We start from the raw sequence: 22,909 nt of genomic DNA on the forward strand, positions 1-22,909 counted from the left end.
GCTACGAGCGTACCGCCAGGTCGCGCAACTGCTCATCGACGTCCAGGGCGAAGATCTGCAGCCCCGAGGAGTGGATCACGGCGGCGCCCGCGCGCAGCAGATCGAGCGGATCACCCGCCCGGGCGACGCGCACCACGTGCTGCTTCATGCGCACGACAGCCTTGCCGACCTCGACCGTGCGCACGCCGTCCTCGACGCTCTCCCGCACGTCGGGATACGCCTCGAAGAGCTGCCGCAGGTCGGTGAGGATGTAGTCGGGATGCTGACCGGCGGGCGCCGCGAGCACCTGCTTGGCGCGGTCGATGCCCGTGAGCACGAGCGCGGTCGCCATGCCGGCGCGGTTGCCGCCGAGGATGTCGGTGTCGAGGCGGTCCCCCACGACGAGGGCGTTGCGAGCCCCGAACCGCTCGGCTGCGACGTCGAAGATGGGCTTCTCGGGCTTGCCGGCGAAGACGGGCAGGCGGCCGACGGCGAGGTGCACGGCCGAGACGAGGGTGCCGTTGCCGGGCGCGATGCCGCGCGCAACGGGGATGGTCCAGTCGGTGTTCGTCGCCACCCACGGAATGCCGGTGTGCAGGGCGAACGACGCCTCGGCCAGGTGCTCCCAACCGACGTGCGGCGCGAACCCTTGAATGACGGCCGCGGGGTCGTCCTCCGCCGAGCGCGTCACCGTGAACCCCGCGTTCTCGACCTCGCTCACGAGGCCGTCGCCTCCGACGACGAGGATGCGCGAGCCGGGCTCCACGAGATCTGCGAGCACGCGCACCGCGGCCTGCGGGCTCGTCACGACATCGCTCGCGGCGACGGAGAGCCCGAGCTCACTCAAGTGCTCGGCGACGGCCTCGTCAGTGCGAGAGGCGTTGTTGGTGATGTAGCCGACGCGCACGCTCTCCGCAGCACGCGTGATGCTCTCGACCGCGTGCGGGATCGCCCCCGGCCCCGTGTAGACGACGCCGTCGAGGTCGAGGAGCAGAGCATCCCGCTCGGTGAGCGGGGTGTGCCGACGCTTACCGAGCGGCATCGTCGCCCTCCGCGACGTCGACCTCCGACTCGGGCTGGCGTGCCTCCGCAGCGCCAGCCTCCCCTTCCTCTTCGACGATCTCGATGGTGTCATCGGCGGGCGTCTCGCCGTCAGCCGCAGCAATGGCCGCGGCGGCGACGTCGGCTCGACGCGCCCACTCGTCGGCCTCCTCCTCGCGCCCGAGCTCGGCGAGCACGACAGCGTAGGAGTCGAAGAGAGCGGGGCTGTAGCGGTAGGCGGTCGTGGGGTCGAGCTGGGGGATCTCGAGCTCGAGCAGTGCCTGCTCGGTCTGATCGAGGTCGAGGCGCGCGCCCGACATCGCGATCGCGAGCTCGACCCGCGCGGCTTCCGTCAGTGTTGCGCGGTCGACCGAGCGCGCGAGCTCGAGCGCCTTCTCGGGACGCCCCAGACCCCGCTCGCAGTCGACCATGAGCGGCAGCTGCTCGTTCGAGCCGGAGATGCGACGGTAGGTGCGCAGCTCGCGCAGCGCGAGCGCGAAGTCGCCGTTCGCGTAGGCCGTGATGGCGTACGTCTCACGCGCCACCGCGATGCGACCCGCGCGACGAGCGGCAGCCGCCGCGTGCCGATGCGCGAGCGCGGGGTCGTCGTCGATGAGCTCGGCGGCCATGACGAGGTGCTGCGCCACGCGGTCGGCGTTCTCCTTCGCGAGAGTGCGCAGCTCGTTGCGCGCGTGGCGGTCGAGCTCTTTGCCGGTGACGTGCTCGGGAATCGGCGGGTCGTCGTGCCGCGGGCGGTCGTTGTCGCCGTCCGGCCGACGCGGGCGATCCGGTCGGGATGCGCCCGCCGGCCGCGGGCCGCGGTAGCCCGCGCCATCGCGCCGCGGCGCACCGTCGCGCTGAGGCGCCCCGCTGCGTCGAGCCGCTCCGTCACGGGTGGGCGCACCGTCTCGGCGAGGGGCACCATCGCGCTTCGGAGCACCGTCGCGACGGGGTGCGCCGTCGCGCTGTGGGGCACCATCGCGACGGGGTGCGCCGTCGCGCTGTGGGGCACCATCGCGACGGGGTGCGCCGTCGCGCTTCGGCCGGTCGTCGCGCCGTGGACGATCGGGGCGTTCAGCCATGGGTGACTCCCTGGGTTCGAGACTGGCCGACCTCGCGGTGAGGTCGACCAGCGTGCTGGTGCGTTAACGCAAAATGGCCACCCATCACTGGGTGGCCATCTCACAAAGAAGTCCGGCGGTGTCCTACTCTCCCACGAGGTCCCCCTCGCAGTACCATCGGCGCAGAAGGTCTTAGCTTCCGGGTTCGGAATGTAACCGGGCGTTTCCCCTTCGCTATGGCCGCCGAAACACTATTGATTTATCAATCGTTTACGGACAGACATGCAGAGCACTGTTCGCACAGTGATCCTGTCTGAGCGTAGTTCTCGACCGTAAATCGAGAACCACAAAGTGGACGCGAGCAGCAAACTCATTCCCCTCACAAGGAGGGAGGTTGTTGTCAAGTTATCGGCTTATTAGTACGGGTCAGCTGCGAGGGTCTTTAGTCCCCTCTTCCACATCCCGCCTATCAACCCAGTCGTCTGGCTGGGAGCCTCTCACCATAAATGGTATGGAAGTCTCATCTTGAGGCCGGCTTCCCGCTTAGATGCTTTCAGCGGTTATCCATCCCGAACGTAGCTAATCAGCGGTGCTCCTGGCGGAACAACTGACACACCAGAGGTTCGTCCAACCCGGTCCTCTCGTACTAGGGTCAGATCCTCTCAAACTTCCTGCGCGCGCAGCGGATAGGGACCGAACTGTCTCACGACGTTCTAAACCCAGCTCGCGTACCGCTTTAATGGGCGAACAGCCCAACCCTTGGGACCTACTCCAGCCCCAGGATGCGACGAGCCGACATCGAGGTGCCAAACCATGCCGTCGATATGGACTCTTGGGCAAGATCAGCCTGTTATCCCCGAGGTACCTTTTATCCGTTGAGCGACAGCGCTTCCACAAGCCACTGCCGGATCACTAGTCCCGACTTTCGTCCCTGCTCGACCTGTCAGTCTCACAGTCAAGCTCCCTTGTGCACTTACACTCGACACCTGATTGCCAACCAGGTTGAGGGAACCTTTGGGCGCCTCCGTTACTTTTTGGGAGGCAACCGCCCCAGTTAAACTACCCACCAGGCACTGTCCCTGAACCGGATTACGGTTCGAAGTTAGATATCCAGAGTGACCAGAGTGGTATTTCAACAATGACTCCACGAACACTAGCGTGCCCGCTTCACAGTCTCCCACCTATCCTACACAAGCCACACCGAACACCAATACCAAGCTGTAGTAAAGGTCACGGGGTCTTTCCGTCCTGCTGCGCGTAACGAGCATCTTTACTCGTAGTGCAATTTCGCCGAGTTCGCGGTTGAGACAGCTGGGAAGTCGTTACGCCATTCGTGCAGGTCGGAACTTACCCGACAAGGAATTTCGCTACCTTAGGATGGTTATAGTTACCACCGCCGTTTACTGGGGCTTAAATTCAGAGCTTCGCTTGCGCTAACCCTTCCTCTTAACCTTCCAGCACCGGGCAGGCGTCAGTCCGTATACATCGTCTTGCGACTTAGCACGGACCTGTGTTTTTAGTAAACAGTCGCTTCCCACTGGTCTCTGCGGCCTTCAACGCTCCGGGAGTAAATCCCTTCACGAATCCGGCCCCCCTTCTCCCGAAGTTACGGGGGCATTTTGCCGAGTTCCTTAACCACGATTCTCTCGATCTCCTTGGTATTCTCTACCTGACCACCTGAGTCGGTTTGGGGTACGGGTGACTAGAACCTCGCGTCGATGCTTTTCTCGGCAGCATAGGATCACTGATTTCCCCCGTGAGGGGTACGCATCGGATCTCAGGCTATGTGAACGACGGATTTGCCTATCGTTCGCCCTACATCCTTACACCGGGACAACCATCGCCCGGCTCAGCTACCTTCCTGCGTCACACCTGTTAATACGCTAGCCGCACCAGCGTAGGGTCGAGTGCTAGCCCCGGCGCTCCTCCCCTAAGGGATCGGTCACCGGTATTCGGACTCTTAGCATTACTGGATTAGCTTGGGCGGTTCTTCGTCAGTACGGGAATATCAACCCGTTATCCATCGACTACGCCTGTCGGCCTCGCCTTAGGTCCCGACTTACCCAGGGCGGATTAACCTGGCCCTGGAACCCTTGGTCTTTCGGAGGACGGGTTTCTCACCCGTCTTTCGCTACTCATGCCTGCATTCTCACTCGTGTGGCCTCCACGGCTGGTTCACACCGCCGCTTCTCTGGCCACACGACGCTCTCCTACCGATCCGCACGGCTGGACCACGAAGGCCTACCTATTATGCGAATCCTACGACTTCGGTGGTGTGCTTGAGCCCCGTTACATTGTCGGCGCGGAATCACTTGACCAGTGAGCTATTACGCACTCTTTCAAGGGTGGCTGCTTCTAAGCCAACCTCCTGGTTGTCTATGCAACTCCACATCCTTTCCCACTTAGCACACGCTTAGGGACCTTAGTCGGTAGTCTGGGTTGTTTCCCTCTCGACAATGAAGCTTATCCCCCACTGTCTCACTGCTGCGCTCTCACTTACCGGCATTCGGAGTTTGGCTGACGTCAGTAACCTTTTGGGGCCCATCGGCCATCCAGTAGCTCTACCTCCGGCAAGAAACACGCAACGCTGCACCTAAATGCATTTCGGAGAGAACCAGCTATCACGAAGTTTGATTGGCCTTTCACCCCTATCCACAGCTCATCCCCTCAGTTTTCAACCTAAGTGGGTTCGGTCCTCCACGACGTCTTACCGTCGCTTCAACCTGGCCATGGATAGATCACTTCGCTTCGGGTCTAGGACATGCGACTGAATCGCCCTATTCAGACTCGCTTTCGCTACGGCTACCCCTCTCGGGTTAACCTCGCCACATATCGCTAACTCGCAGGCTCATTCTTCAAAAGGCACGCCGTCACAGCTACTAGGGCTGCTCCGACGGTTTGTAAGCAAACGGTTTCAGGTACTATTTCACTCCCCTCCCGGGGTACTTTTCACCTTTCCCTCACGGTACTTGTCCGCTATCGGTCATCTGGGAGTATTTAGGCTTATCAGGTGGTCCTGACAGATTCACACGGGATTTCTCGGGCCCCGTGCTACTTGGGATACTCTCCGGGCCATTACGACATTTCAACTACGGGGCTGGCACCCTCTGTGGCTGGCCTTTCAAGACCATTCGTCTATATCGCGCTGTAACCCTTACTGCTCGGCAGAGCAGCAGGAAAGTCCCGCAACCCCGACCATGCAACGCCTGCCGGCTATCACACATGATCGGTTTAGCCTGATCCGCGTTCGCTCGCCACTACTGACGGAATCACTGTTGTTTTCTCTTCCTGTGGGTACTGAGATGTTTCACTTCCCCACGTTCCCTCTACCCGCCCTATATATTCAGGCGGGAGTCACTGGGTCGCACAAGTACGCCCAGCGGGGTTTCCCCATTCGGAAATCCTCGGCTCAAAGCTCGCTTATCAGCTCCCCGAGGCTTATCGCAGATTGCTACGTCCTTCTTCGGCTCCAGATGCCAAGGCATCCACCGTTTGCTCTTAGAAACTTGACTACATGAGTTTGAATCGATCGTGCATCTCGCACCCGAAGGTGTTCGACGCAGACCAATGATCTATATCTCTTTCGAGATGTTTGATCGTAGATCCGAGGTCTCGCGACCTCAGTTCTAAGATGCTCGCGTCCACTGTGTAGTTCTCAACATACGGTCGGTACCGCTCCTGCCGACGGCTCCTGCCCTGTTTCCAGAGAGAGCACCTTCTAGTCGGTCAGACCGCGGTCCGAGGAATCGTGTCTCGAGGTCACCCTCGAGGCCCGGTCCCTCAGGACCCAACAGCGTGCATGTGGCCGGTTCCTGCCAGCTGCCGTTCCAGCACCCCGAAGGATGCGTACTGAGCTGCCGGCTCTCGCCGACCACCAAAGTCAATGTTCCACCCATGAGCTACCGGCTGAGAACGAACGTCTCAGATCCGGCTTCTGGCTGCACTCGCCTAAGCGAGACAGCAGATGCTCCTTAGAAAGGAGGTGATCCAGCCGCACCTTCCGGTACGGCTACCTTGTTACGACTTAGTCCTAATCACCGATCCCACCTTCGACAGCTCCCTCCTTGCGGTTGGGCCACTGGCTTCGGGTGTTACCGACTTTCATGACTTGACGGGCGGTGTGTACAAGGCCCGGGAACGTATTCACCGTGGCGTTGCTGATCCACGATTACTAGCGACTCCAACTTCATGAGGTCGAGTTGCAGACCTCAATCCGAACTGAGACCGGCTTTTTGGGATTCGCTCCACCTTGCGGTATTGCAGCCCTTTGTACCGGCCATTGTAGCATGCGTGAAGCCCAAGACATAAGGGGCATGATGATTTGACGTCATCCCCACCTTCCTCCGAGTTGACCCCGGCAGTCTCCCATGAGTTCCCACCATTACGTGCTGGCAACATAGGACGAGGGTTGCGCTCGTTGCGGGACTTAACCCAACATCTCACGACACGAGCTGACGACAACCATGCACCACCTGTTTACGAGTGTCCAAAGAGTTGACTATTTCTAGCCCGTTCTCGTATATGTCAAGCCTTGGTAAGGTTCTTCGCGTTGCATCGAATTAATCCGCATGCTCCGCCGCTTGTGCGGGCCCCCGTCAATTCCTTTGAGTTTTAGTCTTGCGACCGTACTCCCCAGGCGGGGAACTTAATGCGTTAGCTGCGACACAGAAACCGTGGAATGGTCCCTACATCTAGTTCCCAACGTTTACGGCATGGACTACCAGGGTATCTAATCCTGTTCGCTCCCCATGCTTTCGCTCCTCAGCGTCAGTTACGGCCCAGAGATCTGCCTTCGCCATTGGTGTTCCTCCTGATATCTGCGCATTCCACCGCTACACCAGGAATTCCAATCTCCCCTACCGCACTCTAGCTTGCCCGTACCCACTGCAGGCGCGAGGTTGAGCCTCGCGTTTTCACAGCAGACGCGACAAACCGCCTACGAGCTCTTTACGCCCAATAATTCCGGACAACGCTTGCACCCTACGTATTACCGCGGCTGCTGGCACGTAGTTAGCCGGTGCTTTTTCTGCAGGTACCGTCACTTTCGCTTCTTCCCTGCTAAAAGAGGTTTACAACCCGAAGGCCGTCGTCCCTCACGCGGCGTTGCTGCATCAGGCTTGCGCCCATTGTGCAATATTCCCCACTGCTGCCTCCCGTAGGAGTCTGGGCCGTGTCTCAGTCCCAGTGTGGCCGGTCACCCTCTCAGGCCGGCTACCCGTCGTCGCCTTGGTGGGCCGTTACCTCACCAACTAGCTGATAGGCCGCGAGTCCATCCCAGACCGAAGTTCTTTCCAGCTACTGATCATGCGATCGCAGCTCGTATCCGGTATTAGACGTCGTTTCCAACGCTTATCCCAGAGTCTGGGGCAGGTTACTCACGTGTTACTCACCCGTTCGCCACTAATCCACCAGAGCAAGCTCCGGCTTCATCGTTCGACTTGCATGTGTTAAGCACGCCGCCAGCGTTCGTCCTGAGCCAGGATCAAACTCTCCGTAAATGTTTGATTGCCGAGCAGCCCGAAGGCCACTGGCACATCTAGTGCTCCAGCCGCCACCGAAGTGGTGAGCTGACGCGAGTTTGTCTGACTGAAGTTCGAATATCTACTGACATTCTTGTTTCAATCCAAAGGAATCTCATTCGACTGACCGAGGTCAGCCGACGAGGTTATTTGGCATTGACTTAGTGCACGCTGTTGAGTTCTCAAGGATCGGACGCTCCAGACCTTCGGCTTCTCAGCCGTCGCAACTGGGCAACTTCCCTAACATATCCGCCCGAGAGATCCGATGCAAATCGGTGATCCCGGTGGCCAGATGACCTGGCCGACTGATCCCGATCGATCGAATCGATCTGTGGAGGCGGACTTCCCATCCTACTTGGCGATGAGCGCACCAGCAAGTGGCTGCTCTGTCTTGGAGGATGTGTCCCGCTTGAGGCCGACCTGCTGTTCCGCTGGCCGCACCTTTGGGGTGACAAGAGGAAACATTACGGGCGCGTGACGTCCTGGACAAATCTCGGCGCATCCCGGGCGTGTCGCGCTCCGGTGGCCGAGCCCGCGCCGCCCCGGCGACCGCTCAGGAGCCGCCGAGGTACAGGCCTGCGAGGGTCTTCTTGCCCCGTCGCAGCACCGCTGCACCGCCCGCGAGGGCGGCCCCCGCGAGAGTCTGGTCCTCCCCCGACACCTTGGCGTTGTTGAGCGAGACCCCACCCTGCGCTATCGCGCGCCGGGCCTCCCCCGCGCTCGAGCACAGGCCCGTCGCCACGAGCGCGTGCACGACGGTGTCGTGCTCCTCGACGCGCGCCGAGGGGAGCTCCGCGATCGCCGCCGCGAGCGTCGCGGCATCGAGCTCGGCGAGGTCGCCCTGGCCGAACAGGGCTGCCGAGGCGGCAATGGCTGCGGCCGCGGCATCCTCACCGTGCACGAGGGCCGTGACCTCGAGAGCGAGCCGGCGCTGCGATTCTCGCCGGAACGGCTCCTCGGCCACCTTCGTTCCGTACTCCTCAATTTCCGCGCGCGTCAGGAAGGTGAAGACCTTGAGCCGGTCGATGACGTCCGCATCGTCGGTGTTGAGCCAGAACTGGTACATCGCGTAGGGGCTGCACATGACCGGATCGAGCCAGATCGCGTTGCCCTCGCTCTTGCCGAACTTCGTGCCATCGCTGTTCGTGATGAGCGGCGTGCCGATCGCGTGCACGCTGCGCCCCTCCGCGCGATGGATGAGGTCGGTGCCGCTCGTGAGATTGCCCCACTGGTCGCTGCCGCCCGTCTGCAGCACGCAGCCGTACTGGCGGTGCAGCTCGAGGTAGTCGTAGCCCTGCAGGATCTGGTAGCTGAACTCGGTGTAGCTGATGCCGGCGTCGGAGTTCAGCCGCGCCGCGACCGCATCCTTCTTGAGCATCGTGCCGACGCGGTAGTACTTGCCGACGTCGCGCAGGAAGTCGATGGCGCTCAGGCCCGCCGTCCAGTCGAGGTTGTTGACGAGCCGCACGCCCGACTCGCCCTCGCTCGGCAGGAACCTGCCGACCTGCTGCTGCAGGTAGCCCACCCACTCGGCGACCGTCTCACGCGTGTTGAGCTGGCGCTCGGCCGTCGGGCGCGGGTCGCCGATGAGGCCCGTCGACCCGCCCACGAGGGCGAGCGGGCGGTGGCCGGCCAGCTGCAGGCGGCGCATGAGCAGCAGCTGTACGAGGTTGCCCAGGTGCAGGCTCGGCGCCGTCGGGTCGAACCCGCAGTAGTAGGTGATCGGCGGGCCGGCGAGCAACTCGCGCAGGGCATCCGCATCGGTCGAGACGTGCACGAGACCGCGCCACACGATCTCCTCCCACACCGTCTCGAAACTCGAATCGTTCTGCGGGGGCGCGAGGGTCACGGGTGCGGCGGTCACCGCGTCAGAGTATCAGCGGCGCATCGTCGCCGAGCCGCGCGCGGGCAGGCGTCGACACGCGCTCTGCGGCCGCCCGGCGCGACCGACAGCACGGGGAGATCCACCCCCTAAGGTTGATCGCGAGGAGGGCCAATGTTCGTCGTGATCGCCGCTCCGCTCGCGCAGGCTGACCCCGCGGCAGCCGCGCGCGCCCTGCTCGGCCTGCGAGCCCGCTTCGACGGGGACTACCCGCTCGCACCCGACGCCGCAGACAGCGGCGACGTGCGCGCCCTCACCCCGAGCCCGCGCGCCGCGCTCGAGACCGTGCTGCACCTCGCCCGTGCCCGGCAGTGGCGGGTCGGTCTCGGCATCGGCGCCGTGCGCACGCCCCTGCCCGCCACCATGCGCGACGCCTCGGGGCCCGGCGTCGTGGCCGCCCACGACGCCCTGGGCGCGGCGGCTCGGCGCGCCAGCCGCTGCGCGATCCGCGGGGAGGGCACGTCTCCCGTCGAGCCGCTCGAGCCGCTGCTCGACCTCCTCCTGGCCCACCGCGAACGCTGGAGCGAGCAGGGCTGGCAGCTGCACGAGCTCCTGGAGGCTGGCAGAACGGCGGCTGGCGGCACGCAGGCTGGCGGGACGCAGGCTGAGGCCGCGCAGACGCTCGGCATCACTCCGCAGGCCGTGAGCAAGCGCGCCCGCGCCGCCGGACTGCGCGTCGACGCGGAGGCCCGCACCGCCCTCACCCAGCTGCTCGGCGCGGCCCTGAGCGCTGCCCTGAGCTCTGCGGCCCTGAACTCTGCGACCCGGAGCTCTGCGGCCCTGCGGCCCTCCGCCTGACTGCCGCGCGGTACACCGACACGGTCGGCTCGCCCTCGAGCCAGAACCGCCACGGATACTCGGCACCGCCACCCGGGCCGGCCACCCCCACCCGCGGGCCGCGAGCGACGAGCGCGGGCGCAGCGGCCGGCCGCGGTTCGAGGCGCAGGCCGTCGGCCTCGATGTCGTCGACCGGGGCGAGCAGGCTTCCCGAATCGGCGAGCGTGACGCCGAGCGCCTGGGCCAGCCGCGCCGGCCCCCGCGCGAGGTCGCGATGCGGGATGCTGCGCTCGGGCCGCCCGCCGCGCCGACGCTCGAGGGCCGCCTCGGCACCCGCGACGACCTCACCCGCGCGCAGCAGCAGCGCCCCGGCCCGACCGGCGGGGCCGCACACGAGGTTGACGCACGTGTGCATGCCGTACGTGAAGTACGCGTAGACGTGCCCCGCCCCCGCGAACATGGGGCTCGTGCGCGGCGTCTCGCCCCGGAAAGCGTGCGATCCGGGGTCGTCCTCGCCGCGGTACGCCTCCACCTCCGTGAGCCGCACCGTCACTCCGCGGCAGTGCACGAGCGCTCCGAGCACGCGCGGCGCGACGTCGAGCGGGTCGCCCTGCAGGAGCTCAAGCTCGCCGTGCACGCGGGTCAGTCGGGCAGGGCGGCGAGGCGCTCCTCGAGGTGGGCGCGCTGCGCTGCGACGGCGCTCGGCGCCGTGCCGCCCGCACCCGAGCGCGAGGCGATCGACCCCTCGACCGTCAGCACCGCCCGCACCTCGGGCGTGAGACGGGCGTCGATCGCGGCGTACTCGTCGTCGCTCGGCTCGTGCAGCTCGAGCCCGTGCCGCTCGCAGTGCGCGACGAGCGCGCCGGAGACCTCGTGCGCCTCGCGGAACGGCACACCCTGCCGTACGAGCCAGTCGGCGACGTCGGTGGCCAGGGAGAACCCGGCCGGGGCGAGCTGGGCCATCCGCTCGGTATCGAAGCGCAGGGTCGCGACCATGCCCGTGAAGGCCGGCAGCAGTACCTCGAGCGTCTCGACGGCGTCGAAGACGGGCTCCTTGTCCTCCTGCAGGTCGCGGTTGTAGGCGAGCGGGAGGCCCTTGAGGGTCGTGAGCAGGCCCGTGAGGTCGCCGATGAGTCGCCCCGACTTGCCGCGCGCGAGCTCGGCGATGTCGGGGTTCTTCTTCTGCGGCATGATCGACGACCCCGTCGAGTAGCCGTCGTGCAGCGTCACGAAGCCGACCTCGTGCGTGTTCCAGAAGATGATCTCTTCCGACAGGCGCGAGAGGTCGACGCCGAGCTGGGCCGCTATGTAGAGGAACTCGGCCACGAGGTCGCGCGCCGCCGTCGCGTCGATCGAGTTCTCGGCCGGGCCGGCGAAGCCCAGGTCGGCGGCGACGAGCGCCGGGTCGAGCCCGAGCGACGATCCCGCGAGCGCGCCGGCTCCGTAGGGCGAGCGGTTCGCGCGCGCCCACCAGTCGCGCATGCGCTCGAGGTCGCGCACGAGCGGCCAGGCGTGAGCGAGCAGGTGGTGCGCAAGCAGGATCGGCTGCGCGTGCTGCAGGTGGGTGCGGCCGGGCATGACGGCATCGGGATGCGCGTCCGCCTGCCCGGCGAGCGCCTCGATGAGCGCGCGCACGTCGCGGGCGATGACGCGCCCGTGATCGCGCAGGAACATGCGGATGAGCGTGGCGATCTGATCGTTGCGGCTGCGCCCGGCGCGCAGGGAGCCGCCGAGCTCGGGCCCGACCTCCTCGACGAGCGCGGTCTCGAGAGCGCCGTGCACGTCCTCATCCTCGGGGCGGGGCTGCAGGCTGCCGTCAGCCCAGCGCTCCTCGAGACGGTCGAGACCCGCGAGCATGCGGGTCAGCGCGTCCTCGGTCAGGTACCCGGCCGCCGCGAGGGCGCGAGCGTGCGCGCGCGAGCCCGCGAGGTCGTAGGGGGCGAGCTGCCAGTCGAAGTGCGTCGAGCGGCTCAGGCGCACGAGCTCCGGCGACGGGCCGTCGCTGAAGCGGCCGCCCCACAGCGATCCCTCGTTCGTCGCGCGCGCCACGTCAGGCCTCCCGGCCCTGGGCGCGCTCGAGTAGCCACACGAGGAGCGCCTTCTGCGCGTGCAGGCGGTTCTCGCTCTCGTCCCAGATGACGCTCTGCGGCCCGTCGATGACGTCCGCGGTGACCTCGTAGCCCCGGTCGGCGGGAAGGCAGTGCAGGAAGATCGCGTCGGGCTGCGCGAGCGCCATGAGCTCGGCGTCGACCTTGTAGGGGCTCAGGGCGGCGACGCGCGCGACCTTCTCCTCCTCCTTGCCCATCGACACCCAGGTGTCGGTGACGACGACGTCGGCGCCCGTGACGGCCTCGACCTGGTCGGTGAGGATCGCGATCGAGCCGCCCGTGGCGCGCGCGATCTCGGTCGCGTCGGCGACGACCTGCGCGTTCGGCAGGTAGTCGGCGGGGCAGCCGACGCGCACGTGCATGCCCGCCGTCGCGCCCGCGAGCAGGTAGGAGTGCACCATGTTGTCGGCGCCATCGCCCAGGAAGGCGACCGTGAGCCCGGCCAGGTGGCCCTTGTGCTCGCGGATCGTGAGCAGGTCGGCGAGCAGCTGGCACGGGTGGAAGTCGTCGCTCAGGGCGTTGATGACGGGCACGGTCGTGCCCTTCGCCATCTCCTCGAGCCCCGCCTGCCCGTAGGTGCGCCACGCGATCGCCGCGACCATGCGCTCGAGCACGCGCGCGGTGTCGCTCGGGGTCTCCTTGCCGCCGAGCTGGCTGTTCGCGGTCGAGATGATGAGCGGCTGCCCGCCGAGGTCGGCGATGCCGACGGCGAAGGAGACGCGCGTGCGGGTCGACGACTTGTCGAAGATGACGGCGACCGTCTGCGGGCCCTCGAGCGGCCGCGTGGCCCAGCGGTCGCGCTTGAGGGTCACCGCGAGGTCGAGAATTTCGGCCTGCTCGGCGGGCGAGAGGTCGTCATCGCGCAGGAAGTGGCGCGTGAGCGGTGCGGGTGCGGTCATGGGCGGGCGGCCTCCAGGCTCGCGGCGAAGACGGTGAGGAACCGGTCGATCTCAGCATCGCCGATGATGAGCGGCGGTGCCAGGCGCACGGTCGTGGGGCCCGTCGCGTTGACGATGAGCCCGCGCTGCAGTGCGTGGCCGACGATCGCGGGCGCGATCGGCTCGGCCACCTCGATACCGAGCAGGAGCCCGCGTCCGCGCACCTCTCGGATAAGGTCACCGCTCAGATCGCTACCGAGAGCGAGGATGCCCGACCGCAGCTGCTCGCCGCGCCTGGCGGCATTCGCCACGAGGTCGGCGCGCTCGATCTCCGCGAGCACAGCATCGGCCACGCCCGTCGCGAGCGGGTTGCCGCCGAACGTGGAGCCGTGCTGGCCGAGCGTGAAGAGCTCGCTCGCGGCGCCTGTCGTCACGAGTGCGCCGATGGGCACTCCCCCGCCGATGCCCTTGGCGAGCGCGATGGCGTCGGGCAGCACGCCCTCCGGCAGCTCGCCAGCGTGCTGGAAGGCGAACCAGTCGCCCGTGCGGCCCGCGCCGGTCTGAATCTCGTCGAGGATCAGCAGCGCGCCGTGCGCCGTCGTGAGCTCGCGGGCGGCCGCGAGGAAGCCGGGAGGGAGCGGCACGACGCCGGCCTCGCCCTTGATGGGCTCGAGGATGACGGCGGCGACATCCGGCCCCATGGCCGCCTTGAGGGCGTCGAGCTCGGTCGGCAGGTGCTCGACACCGGGCACGAGCGGCTCGAACGGCTCGCGCAGCGCGGCCTTGCCGGTGAGCGCGAGCGAGCCCATCGTGCGGCCGTGGAAGCCCGACTCGAAGGCGAGGATGCGCGGCCGACCGGTGCGGCGCGCGAGCTTGATCGCGGCTTCGTTGGCCTCCGCACCCGAGTTGGCGACGTAGACGCGGCCCGATTCGCCCATGCCTGTCACTCGCACGAGGCGCTCGGCGAAGGCGATCGCCTGCGGAGTCGTGAAGTAGTTGCTCACGTGCACCGCGCGGGCGGCCTGCGTGCTCACGGCCTCGACGACCGCGGGGTGCGCGTGGCCGAGGGCGTTCACGGCGATGCCGGCGAGGAAGTCGAGGTACTCGGCCCCGTCGACATCCCACACGAGTGCGCCGCGGCCGTGGTCGAGCACGGCCATCGGCGTGGGGGACGAAGACATCGCCACGCGCGCGAACCTCGAGCGCATCGCCTCGGTTCTCGGGCCGGTCACCGGGTCAGGCGCGCTGTGCTTTTTGGTCGCGCCATAATCGGCGCTCCTCATGGAACCACCTCCGTGCCAATCCCCTTCTGGGTGAACATCTCGAGCAGGATCGAGTGCGGGATGCGACCGTCGATGATCGCCGACTTCGCGACGCCGCCCTCGACCGCTTCGAGGCACGCGGCCATCTTGGGGATCATGCCGGCTTGGAGGCTCGGCAGCAGCTCCCGCAGCTCGGGCACGGCGATCGTCGAGACGAGCGAGTCGCGATCGGGCCAGTCGCGGTACAGGCCCGCGACGTCGGTGAGGATCACGAGCTTCTCGGCCTTCAGGGCCACGGCGAGCGCCGAGGCGGCCGAGTCGGCGTTGACGTTGAGCGACTGCCCGGGCGTGTCAATATCGGGAGCGATCGAGGAGACGACCGGGATGCGGTCGGCGTCGAGCTGGGCGATGACCGGCTCGGGGTTGACGCCCACGACGTCGCCGACGAGCCCGAGGTCGACTTCCTCGCCGTCGACCATCGCGCCGCGCTTGCGGCCGCGGAACAGCCCGGCGTCCTCCCCCGAGATGGCCGCTGCGAGCGGCCCGTGCTCGTTGATGTGGTTGACGATCGCGGGGCTGACCTGCCCCGTGAGCACCATGCGCACGACATCCATCGCCTCGGGGCTCGTGTAGCGGTAGCCGCCGCGGAAGTCGCTCTCGATCTTGAAGCGGTCGAGCATGGAGGAGATCTGCGGGCCGCCGCCGTGCACGATGACGGGCCGCACGCCCGCCGTGCGCAGGAAGACGATGTCTTCGGCGAAGGTGCGCTGCAGCTCAGGAGTCACCATGGCGTTGCCGCCGAACTTGATGACCACGATGCGGTCGCGGTAGGTCTGCAGCCACGGGAGCGCGTCGATGAGGGTGGCCGCCTTCTCGGCGGCGAGGGCGAAGTCGTCGGAGTCGTGTGTCGTGGTCATCAGCTGGAGTATGCGCTGTTCTCGTGGACGTAGTCGTGGGTGAGGTCGTTGGTGAGGATCATCGCGGCCGCGTCGCCGACACCGAGCTCGATGAGCACGCTCACGATCCGGTCGCTCAAGTCGACCTCCTCGCGCGGCCTGTCGGGCCCGCCCGCGTGGCAGACGCGCACGCCGTTCATGGTCACGTCGACCGCGTAGGGGTCGAACTCGGCGCTCGTCGTGCCGATCGCGGCGAGCACGCGCCCCCAGTTGGGGTCGTTGCCGAAGATCGCCGCCTTGAAGAGGTTGTTGCGCGCGACGGAGCGGCCCACCTCAACCGCGTCGTCCTCGCTCGCGGCACCGTGCACGTGGATCTGGATGTCGTGGCTCGCACCCTCCGCGTCGGCCTGCAGCTGCAGCACGAGCGAGGAGCACGCGTCGACGAGGAGGAGCGTGAACTCCTCGGTGCTGGGCGTGACGCCGGATGCTCCGCTCGCCATGAGCGTCACCTGATCGTTGGTCGACATGCAGCCGTCAGAGTCGAGGCGGTCGAAGGTCAGGCGGGTGGCCTCACGCAGCGCGCGGTCGAGCTCGGCGGCCGGCAGGTCGGCGTCGGTCGTGATGACCGAGAGCATCGTCGCGAGCCCGGGGGCGAGCATCCCTGCCCCTTTCGCCATGCCGCCGATCGTGTAACCGGGGCCTTCGACGGTGACCGTCTTGGGCACCGAGTCGGTCGTCATGATCGCGCGAGCGGCGTCCTCACCGCCGTCGGTGGTCAGCGCGTCGGCCGCCGTCGCGACGCCGGTGAGCAGCTTCTCGCGGTCGAGCTGCTCGCCGATGAGGCCCGTCGAGCACACGAGCACGTCGCCCGCGTCGACGCCGAGGTGCTCGGCGACCGCCTCGGCCGTCGCGTGGGTGGTCTGGAAGCCCTGGGCCCCGGTGAAGCAGTTGGCGCCACCGGAGTTGAGCACGATCGCGCGCACGTCACCGTCGGCGATCACCTGCTGCGACCAGATGATGGGGTTCGCCTTCGCGCGGTTGCTCGTGAACACGGCGGCGCCGGCCGAGCTCGGCCCACGGTTGACGAGGAGGGCGAGGTCGAGGGCTCCCGTCGACTTGAGGCCGGCGGCGACGCTCGCCGCCTCGAATCCGGCTGCGGCGGTGACGGTCATGGTGCGACTCCGTTCCGGGGCAGGCCGAGGTCTTCGGGCAGGCCCAGTGCGAGGTTGAGGGACTGCACGGCAGCGCCGGCAGTGCCCTTGACGAGGTTGTCGAGTGCGACGACGACGACGACGCGACCGGCGTCCTCATCGACGGCGAGGCCGATGAGGGCGGTGTTGGCACCCACGACGTCGGCGGTCTTCGGAAAGTGGCCTTCGGGCAGAACGTGCACGAACGGCTCGGAGGAGTACGCCGACTCCCACGCCGAGCGCACGCTCGAGGCGTCGGCGCCCGGTTCGAGGCGCGCCGTGATCGTGGCGAGGATGCCGCGGCTCATGGGCACGAGCACGGGGGTGAACGAGATGCTCGGGTGGGCGGCGCCGGCGACGCGGAGGTTCTGCAGAATCTCGGGGATGTGCCGGTGGGTGCCGCCGACCGCGTAGGGAGAGGCCGAGCCCATGAGCTCGCTGCCGAGCAGCATGGTCTTGAGCGCGCGGCCGGCCCCCGAGGGGCCCACGGCGAGCGCGGCGGTGAGGTCGGCGGGCTCGATGACCTCGCTGCGGATGCCCGGGGCCAGGCCGAGCGTCACGGCGGTCACGTTGCACCCCGGTACGGCGATGCGCCGCGCCCCGCTGAGGTGCTCGCGGTGGCGCGTGCCGTCGGCGTGCAGCAGCTCGGGCAGCCCGTAGGTCCACGCCCCGTGGTACTCGCCGCCGTAGAAGCGCTCCCAGTCGGCCTCGCTCGTGAGGCGGTGGTCGGCGCCGCAGTCGAGCACGAGCGTGCTGTCGGGCAGCGACGCGGCGACGGCGCCGGAGGCGCCGTGCGGCAGGGCCAGCACGACGGCGTCGTGCCCCGCGAGTACCTCGGGCGTCGTCTCGGCGAAGGTCAGGTAGTCGAGGGAGCGCAGGTGCGGCTGCACGTCGATGAGGCGCTGGCCCGCGTTGCTGTGCGCCGTGACTGTCGTCACCTCGACACCGGGGTGGTCGGCGAGCAGGCGCAGCACCTCCCCGCCGGCGTATCCGCTGGCTCCTGCGACGGCGATCGAGACAGTCATGTCCTCCAGCTTTCCAGGTTTTGCGCCCGCCGGGGTGCGGTCGGGCGCTGTGCCGGTCCTCGGCGACGGGCCGCGACGGCGGTCAGGCGCGCAGCTGCGCGCCGAATCGCTCGGTCGCGACGGCGAGCCCGGCGGTCTTCGCCTCGGTCGCCTCCGCCGCCGTGAGCGTGCGGTCGGTCGCCCGGAACCGCAGCGAGAACGTGATCGATTTCGTGCCCGGCTCGAGACCCTCGCCGCGGTAGTCGTCGACGAGCACGGCCTCCTCGAGCAGGTCGCCCGCACCATCGAGCAGAGCGGTGCGCACGGCCCCTGCGGGCGTCGTGACGGGTACGACGACCGAGAGGTCCTGCGTCGCCGCAGGGTAGCCCGCGATAGTGCCCGCGGTCACCTCACCCGTGCTGAGCGAGAGCAGGCGATCGAGGTCGAGCTCGAGCACGCCCACCTGGCGAGGCAGATCGCGCTCGAGGGCGACGGCCGGCAACAGTTCCCCGGCGATGCCGACACGGTCATCGCCGACGAGCAGCAGTGCGGTGCGGCCCGGGTGCAGGGCCGGGTTGCTGCTCGTCTCGACCGTGAGCGTCACACCGAGCACGGCGGCGACGCGGTGCGCCGCGTCGAGAGCGTCGGCGAGGCCCGCCTTCTCGGGGCTCTGGCCGACACCGCGCGGGCGGCGGTCGCCGAGCATGAGCGCCGAGACGTACCAGGGCTGGTGCGGGATGCTCTGCTCGAGCTCTCGCAGCACGGTGGGTTCCGGCCGGGCCGTGCCGAGGGGCACCTCGCTCACGCCGTAGTCGACGCCGCGCTCAGGCAGGAACACCGTGCCGATCTCGAAGAGCGCGAGGTCGGTCAAGCCGCGTGAGACGTTGCGGTGGGCGATCTGCAGGAGCCCCGGCAGAAGGGTCGCCCGCAGGAGGGCGTTCTCGGCATCGAGCGCGTTCGCGAGCCGCATCTGCGGATGGTCCGCGCCCTCGAAGAGGGCGTTGTCAGACTCGGCCACGAAGGGATACGCGAGAACCTCGGTGAGCCCCGCCGCCGCAAGCGCGTCGGCCACCGCGCGCCGCACGCGCTGCCCGCGCGAGAGCCCACGACCGGGCGGGGCGACGGGCAGCTGCGCCGGAATCCGGTCGTAGCCGACGATGCGCGCGACCTCCTCCGCGAGCGAGGGAGCGTCGATGAGGTCGGGGCGCCAGCTCGGCGGCGTCACACGCCAGCCGTCCTCACCCGGCGTCACGGCGCATCCCACCGCGGCGAGGGAGTCGGTGATCTCGTCGAGTGAGAAGTCCACACCGACGAGACCGTCGACGTAGCCTTCCGCGAGATCGATCGTCGCGGGACGCAGGGCCTCGATCCAGGCCGACCCCAGGTCGACGATCGTTCCGCCGGCGAGCTCGACGAGCAGGTCGATGACACGCTGCGCCGCTGCCTCGGCGACGAGCGGGTCGACACCGCGCGCGAAGCGCTTGGAGGCCTCGCTCGGCAGCTTGTGGCGGCGGGCCGAACGCGCGATCGACACAGGGTCGAAGTTCGCCGCCTCGATGAGCACATCGGTCGTCTCGTCACTCACCTCGGTGCTGGCGCCACCCATGACACCCGCGATGCCGATGGGGCCGGAGTCGTCGGTGATGAGCAGGTCTTCGGGGTCGAGCGTGCGGGACTGATCGTCGAGCGTCACGAGCGTCTCGCCGGCGCGAGCGCGCCGCACGGTGATGCCGCCGTGCAGCCGCGCGAGGTCATAGGCGTGGATCGGCTGCCCAAGTTCGAGCATGACGTAGTTCGTGATGTCGACGGGCAGCGAGATCGAGCGGATGCCCGCAAGAGTCAAGCGCGCAACCATCCACGGCGGAGTCGGTCGGGTCGCGTCGATGCCGCGCACCGCCCGGGTCACGAAGACGTCGCACCCGCGGCGGCCTCGGATCGGCGCGTCGTCGTCGATGGTCACCGCGAAGCCCTCGCCGACGCCGATCTCTCGGCTCGAGGCAGGGTCGCGGAACGCAACACCCGTCGAGTTGGCGTACTCGCGGGCGATCCCGCGCAGGGAGAGCGTGTAGCCGCGGTCGGGGGTCACGTTGACCTCGACGGCGACGTCGTCCAGCCCGAGCAGGGCGATCGCGTCGGTGCCCACCTCGGGGTCGAGGTCGAGTTCGGCCAGACGCAGGATGCCGTCGTGCTCGTCACCGAGACCGAGCTCGCGGGCCGAGGCAATCATGCCGTCGGACACGTGACCGTAGGTCTTGCGCGCCGAGATGGGGAACGGGCCCGGCAACACCGAACCGGGCAGTGACACAACGACCTTGTCGCCGACGTGGAAGTTCGGGGCGCCGCACACGATGCCGTGCACTTCGGGCTCACCGTCGGGCAGCGTGCCCGTGCGTACCTGGCACCAGCGAATGGTCTTGCCGTTCGACTGGGGCTCCTCGACGTACTCGAGCACCTCGCCGACAACGATCGGGCCGGTGAGCGGAACGCCGTGAACCTCTTCTTCCTCGAGCCCGACGCGCACGAGGGCGGCGTGCACGTGCGCGGCATCCTCCATCGGGTCGCCGGAGGCAGGGACCTCGACGAACTCGCGCAACCAGCTGAGCGGAACGCGCATCAGACCACCATCCCGAACTGCTGCGAGAAGCGAATATCACCCTCGACCATGTCGCGCATGTCTTTCACGTCGTTGCGGAACATGAGCGTGCGCTCGATGCCCATGCCGAAGGCGAAGCCCTGATACTCGTCGGGGTCGATGCCGGCGGCGCGCAGCACGTTGGGGTTGACCATGCCGCAGCCGCCCCACTCGATCCAGCGCGCGCCGTCCTTGAAGGTCGGGTGCCACACGTCGAGCTCGGCGCTCGGCTCGGTGAAGGGGAAGTAACTGGGGCGCAGGCGAATGCGCGCGCCCTCGCCGAAGAGCGCGCGGGCAAGGTGTTCGAGCGTGCCCCGCAAGTGGCCCATTGTGAGGCCCTTGTCGATCGCGATGCCCTCCAGCTGGTGGAAGACGGGCGTGTGGGTCGCGTCGAGCTCGTCGGTGCGGAACACGCGACCCGGCGCGACGACGTACAGCGGAACCCCGCGGTCGAGCAGCGACCGCACCTGCACGGGGCTCGTGTGGGTGCGCAGCACGAGGTGGCGCTCGACAGGGTCAATGAAGAAGGTGTCTTGCATCGCCCGCGCCGGGTGGTCGGGATCGAAGTTCAGGGCGTCGAAGTTGAACCACTCGTTCTCGAGCTCGGGCCCCTCGGCGACCTCCCACCCCATGCCGATGAAGATGTCGCTCATCTGCTCCATGAGCGCGGTGAGCGGATGGCGGGCGCCGCGCGCCCGCAGGGCGGGAACCGCCGTGACATCCAGGGTCTCGGCCGCCAGCCGGGCCTGCTCTTCGGCGACCGCGAGCTCGCCCTCGCGCGCGCTGATCGCCTGAGCGACCCGCCCGCGCGCCTGCCCGACGAGCTTGCCGAGCTCGGCCTTCTGCTCGGCAGGCACGTCGCGCAGCTGCGCGTTGAGCGCCGCGAGCGGCGAGGATTCCCCCGCGTGTGCCGCCTTGGCAACCTTCAGCGCCGCGGTGTCGGCGGCAGCGGCGAACGCCGCGAGCGCAGCATCGACAGCGGAATCGACGGCGGGCTCGGTGATTTCGCGAGGTTCAGACACAGGGGTAAAGCTTAGTCGGGCCGCCGTGGGGGTCTGTCTCGCTCGAGAACGGGCAGCGTTATGGCGCGCGTGCCCTCGGCGCCGAGCGCCGCCGACGGATCCTCCGGAGTGAGCTTGCCCGCCTGGGGTCCGCTCCGTTTCGCGACAACCCGTGCGATCCAAGACAATGACAGGTTCAGCGCCAGGTAGATCGCGAGACCGATGATGAACAGCGTGAAGACGTAATTGTTGCCGAGCGCCTTCTGCATGTTCTGGATCGTGCGGGACAACTCGTCGTACGCCACCACGTAGGCGAGCGAAGTGTCTTTCAACAGCACGACCATCTGGGCGAGGATGATCGGCAACATTTGCCGGAATGCCTGGGGGAACTCGATGATCATGCGAGTCTTCGTGGTCGAGAGTCCGATGACGAGCCCTGCTTCGCGTTGGCCCTTCGGCAGCGACAGGATTCCTGCCCTGAGTGCCTCGCCGATGATGGCGCCGTTGTACACGCCAAGGCCGATGACACCGGCCCAGTACGCGCCCGTGGAGAACACGAGGAATACGAAGAAGATCATGAGCAACACGGGCATCCCGCGAAAGAACTCGAGCACGATGGCCGCAGGGACCCGGATCCATCTGGACTTGGCGGTTCGCACGAACGAAAAGCCAATGCCGACGAGGATCGCGAGGATTGCCGCAGCACCCGCCATCATGAGGGTCGCGCCGACACCACCGGCAAAGCGCTCCCACACCAGCGGGTTGGCGAGCACATCCCACCGGCTCGGATCGAACATGCCGGGCGTCACCGCATCGTTGGCAGAAATTCGCGGAGCGGCGAGCGTAGCGATCACCCACCAGAACAAGGCGGCGATGAGGACGATGCCCACGATGGAGCCGATGAGGGACCGGCGGCGGGCCTTGGGGCCGGGCGCGTCGTAGAGCACACTCTGACTCACCGGAGCACCCGCACCTTCTTCTCGACGTAGCCGGCAGCCTGCCCCAGCGGAATGGTGATGACCAAGTACAGCAAGGCGGCGAACAGAAGCATCAACAGAACCTTGTCGCCGTGGTCTCTCGTCGCGCGCTGCACGCCGGAAAAGAGTTCATTGACGAAGAAGATGCCCGCGACCGACGTGTTCTTGGTGAGGGCGATGAAGACATTGATGAGCGGGGGCACAACCATGCGGCCCGCTTGAGGAAGGATGATGAGCGTGAGGACAGGGCCGAAACCCATGCCGAGGCTTCGGGCCGCTTCGGCCTGACCGATCGGTACTCCGTTGATGCCCGAGCGCACTGCCTCGGCGACGAACGGCGACGTGTAGAGCGTGAGACCAACCATGGCGAGCAGCATGTATCCCACCTTGGGATCCGACCCCACCGAGACCCCCAGGATCGGGAGCACGAACGCGCAGAAGAACAGCACCAGCAGAAGCGGCACGTTGCGCAGCGTCTCGGTATACGCGACTGCGAAGAGTCGCAGTGACGGCAGCGGTGAGATCCGCATCGCCGCGATGATGACACCGAGGATGAACGCGCCGACGCCCGACACCAGGAGCAGCAGGATCGTTAGTCCGAACCCTTCGAGATACAACGGTACGACGTCGATCAGCGAATCGATGACGCTCACGGTTCTCCTCTCGTACGCCTAACGGCCGATGGGATGCCGACCCGCCCAG

Annotated in this window: 15 protein-coding genes and 3 rRNA genes; 1 reads left to right on the forward strand and 17 read right to left on the reverse strand. The window is 67.1% G+C overall.

Features of this window, described 5'->3' with window-relative positions:
• Position 1: 1 nt before the first annotated feature.
• From FK219_RS08795 to tyrS, 6 genes are all read right to left on the reverse strand, one after another.
• On the reverse strand, positions 2–1,021 hold the full coding sequence (locus FK219_RS08795; RefSeq protein WP_152583743.1) for an HAD-IIA family hydrolase: 1,020 nt from the start codon (positions 1,019–1,021) through the stop codon (positions 2–4).
• Entirely contained in the window at positions 1,008–2,102 is a 1,095-nt protein-coding gene (locus tag FK219_RS08800) for a hypothetical protein (RefSeq protein WP_152583744.1), read from the reverse strand. Before FK219_RS08800 ends, FK219_RS08795 begins: the two co-directional genes overlap by 14 nt.
• 110 nt (positions 2,103–2,212) lie before the next feature.
• Positions 2,213–2,329, reverse strand: a 5S ribosomal RNA gene (rrf, locus tag FK219_RS08805).
• Positions 2,330–2,477: 148 nt separating this feature from the next.
• Positions 2,478–5,593 (reverse strand): 23S ribosomal RNA (locus FK219_RS08810).
• Positions 5,594–6,056: 463 nt separating this feature from the next.
• Positions 6,057–7,579 (reverse strand): 16S ribosomal RNA (locus FK219_RS08815).
• The 16S, 23S and 5S rRNA genes sit together here, the layout of an rRNA operon.
• 574 nt (positions 7,580–8,153) lie before the next feature.
• Entirely contained in the window at positions 8,154–9,464 is a 1,311-nt protein-coding gene (gene tyrS, locus FK219_RS08820) for a tyrosine--tRNA ligase (RefSeq protein WP_152583745.1), read from the reverse strand.
• A gap of 132 nt (positions 9,465–9,596) precedes the next feature.
• Between tyrS and FK219_RS08825 the strand changes: the two genes are divergently transcribed.
• Positions 9,597–10,280 carry a DNA-binding protein gene (locus tag FK219_RS08825; RefSeq protein ID WP_152583746.1) on the forward strand — a complete coding sequence of 228 codons (684 nt, stop codon included), beginning with the start codon at positions 9,597–9,599 and terminating at the stop codon, positions 10,278–10,280.
• Here the strand turns inward: FK219_RS08825 and FK219_RS08830 are convergent.
• From FK219_RS08830 to FK219_RS08880, 11 genes are all read right to left on the reverse strand, one after another.
• A complete protein-coding gene (locus FK219_RS08830) occupies positions 10,183–10,896 on the reverse strand; it encodes a DNA-3-methyladenine glycosylase (RefSeq protein WP_328821658.1) in 714 nt (237 codons plus the stop codon). The genes FK219_RS08825 and FK219_RS08830 overlap by 98 nt on opposite strands.
• A 5-nt stretch (positions 10,897–10,901) precedes the next feature.
• Positions 10,902–12,308, reverse strand: a complete 1,407-nt coding sequence (gene argH / locus FK219_RS08835; protein ID WP_152583747.1) for an argininosuccinate lyase — start codon at positions 12,306–12,308, stop codon at positions 10,902–10,904.
• Between the two features lies 1 nt (position 12,309).
• Positions 12,310–13,266 carry an ornithine carbamoyltransferase gene (gene argF, locus FK219_RS08840; RefSeq protein WP_152583748.1) on the reverse strand — a complete coding sequence of 319 codons (957 nt, stop codon included), beginning with the start codon at positions 13,264–13,266 and terminating at the stop codon, positions 12,310–12,312.
• Positions 13,263–14,453, reverse strand: a complete 1,191-nt coding sequence (locus FK219_RS08845) for an acetylornithine transaminase (RefSeq protein ID WP_152583749.1) — start codon at positions 14,451–14,453, stop codon at positions 13,263–13,265. Before FK219_RS08845 ends, argF begins: the two co-directional genes overlap by 4 nt.
• 71 nt (positions 14,454–14,524) lie before the next feature.
• Positions 14,525–15,424, reverse strand: coding sequence for an acetylglutamate kinase (gene argB / locus FK219_RS08850; RefSeq protein WP_152583750.1), 900 nt, complete (start codon positions 15,422–15,424; stop codon positions 14,525–14,527).
• Entirely contained in the window at positions 15,424–16,575 is a 1,152-nt protein-coding gene (argJ, locus tag FK219_RS08855; protein ID WP_152583751.1) for a bifunctional glutamate N-acetyltransferase/amino-acid acetyltransferase ArgJ, read from the reverse strand. Before argJ ends, argB begins: the two co-directional genes overlap by 1 nt.
• Entirely contained in the window at positions 16,572–17,618 is a 1,047-nt protein-coding gene (gene argC, locus FK219_RS08860) for an N-acetyl-gamma-glutamyl-phosphate reductase (RefSeq protein ID WP_152583752.1), read from the reverse strand. Before argC ends, argJ begins: the two co-directional genes overlap by 4 nt.
• An 82-nt stretch (positions 17,619–17,700) precedes the next feature.
• On the reverse strand, positions 17,701–20,211 hold the full coding sequence (pheT, locus tag FK219_RS08865; protein ID WP_152583753.1) for a phenylalanine--tRNA ligase subunit beta: 2,511 nt from the start codon (positions 20,209–20,211) through the stop codon (positions 17,701–17,703).
• Positions 20,211–21,251, reverse strand: a complete 1,041-nt coding sequence (gene pheS / locus FK219_RS13460) for a phenylalanine--tRNA ligase subunit alpha (protein WP_152583754.1) — start codon at positions 21,249–21,251, stop codon at positions 20,211–20,213. Before pheS ends, pheT begins: the two co-directional genes overlap by 1 nt.
• An 11-nt stretch (positions 21,252–21,262) precedes the next feature.
• Positions 21,263–22,177 carry an amino acid ABC transporter permease gene (locus tag FK219_RS13465; protein WP_328821659.1) on the reverse strand — a complete coding sequence of 305 codons (915 nt, stop codon included), beginning with the start codon at positions 22,175–22,177 and terminating at the stop codon, positions 21,263–21,265.
• A gap of 8 nt (positions 22,178–22,185) precedes the next feature.
• Positions 22,186–22,851 (reverse strand): amino acid ABC transporter permease, encoded by a 666-nt coding sequence (locus FK219_RS08880; protein WP_152583765.1) that lies wholly within the window; start codon positions 22,849–22,851, stop codon positions 22,186–22,188.
• Positions 22,852–22,909: the final 58 nt, after the last annotated feature.

It is taken from the genome of Microcella pacifica, assembly GCF_009371975.2.
GTDB classification, from domain to species: domain Bacteria; phylum Actinomycetota; class Actinomycetes; order Actinomycetales; family Microbacteriaceae; genus Microcella; species Microcella pacifica.

What these genes read in the sequence shown, in the direction of transcription:
- FK219_RS08795 (WP_152583743.1), bottom strand. Translation starts at nt 1,021, where the DNA reads ATGCCGCTCGGTAAGCGTCGGCACACCCCGCTCACCGAGCGGGATGCT.
- FK219_RS08800 (WP_152583744.1), bottom strand. Translation starts at nt 2,102, where the DNA reads ATGGCTGAACGCCCCGATCGTCCACGGCGCGACGACCGGCCGAAGCGC.
- FK219_RS08825 (WP_152583746.1), top strand. Translation starts at nt 9,597, where the DNA reads ATGTTCGTCGTGATCGCCGCTCCGCTCGCGCAGGCTGACCCCGCGGCA.
- argF (WP_152583748.1), bottom strand. Translation starts at nt 13,266, where the DNA reads ATGACCGCACCCGCACCGCTCACGCGCCACTTCCTGCGCGATGACGAC.
- FK219_RS08845 (WP_152583749.1), bottom strand. Translation starts at nt 14,453, where the DNA reads ATGCGCTCGAGGTTCGCGCGCGTGGCGATGTCTTCGTCCCCCACGCCG.
- argB (WP_152583750.1), bottom strand. Translation starts at nt 15,424, where the DNA reads ATGACCACGACACACGACTCCGACGACTTCGCCCTCGCCGCCGAGAAG.
- argJ (WP_152583751.1), bottom strand. Translation starts at nt 16,575, where the DNA reads ATGACCGTCACCGCCGCAGCCGGATTCGAGGCGGCGAGCGTCGCCGCC.
- argC (WP_152583752.1), bottom strand. Translation starts at nt 17,618, where the DNA reads ATGACTGTCTCGATCGCCGTCGCAGGAGCCAGCGGATACGCCGGCGGG.
- pheT (WP_152583753.1), bottom strand. Translation starts at nt 20,211, where the DNA reads ATGCGCGTTCCGCTCAGCTGGTTGCGCGAGTTCGTCGAGGTCCCTGCC.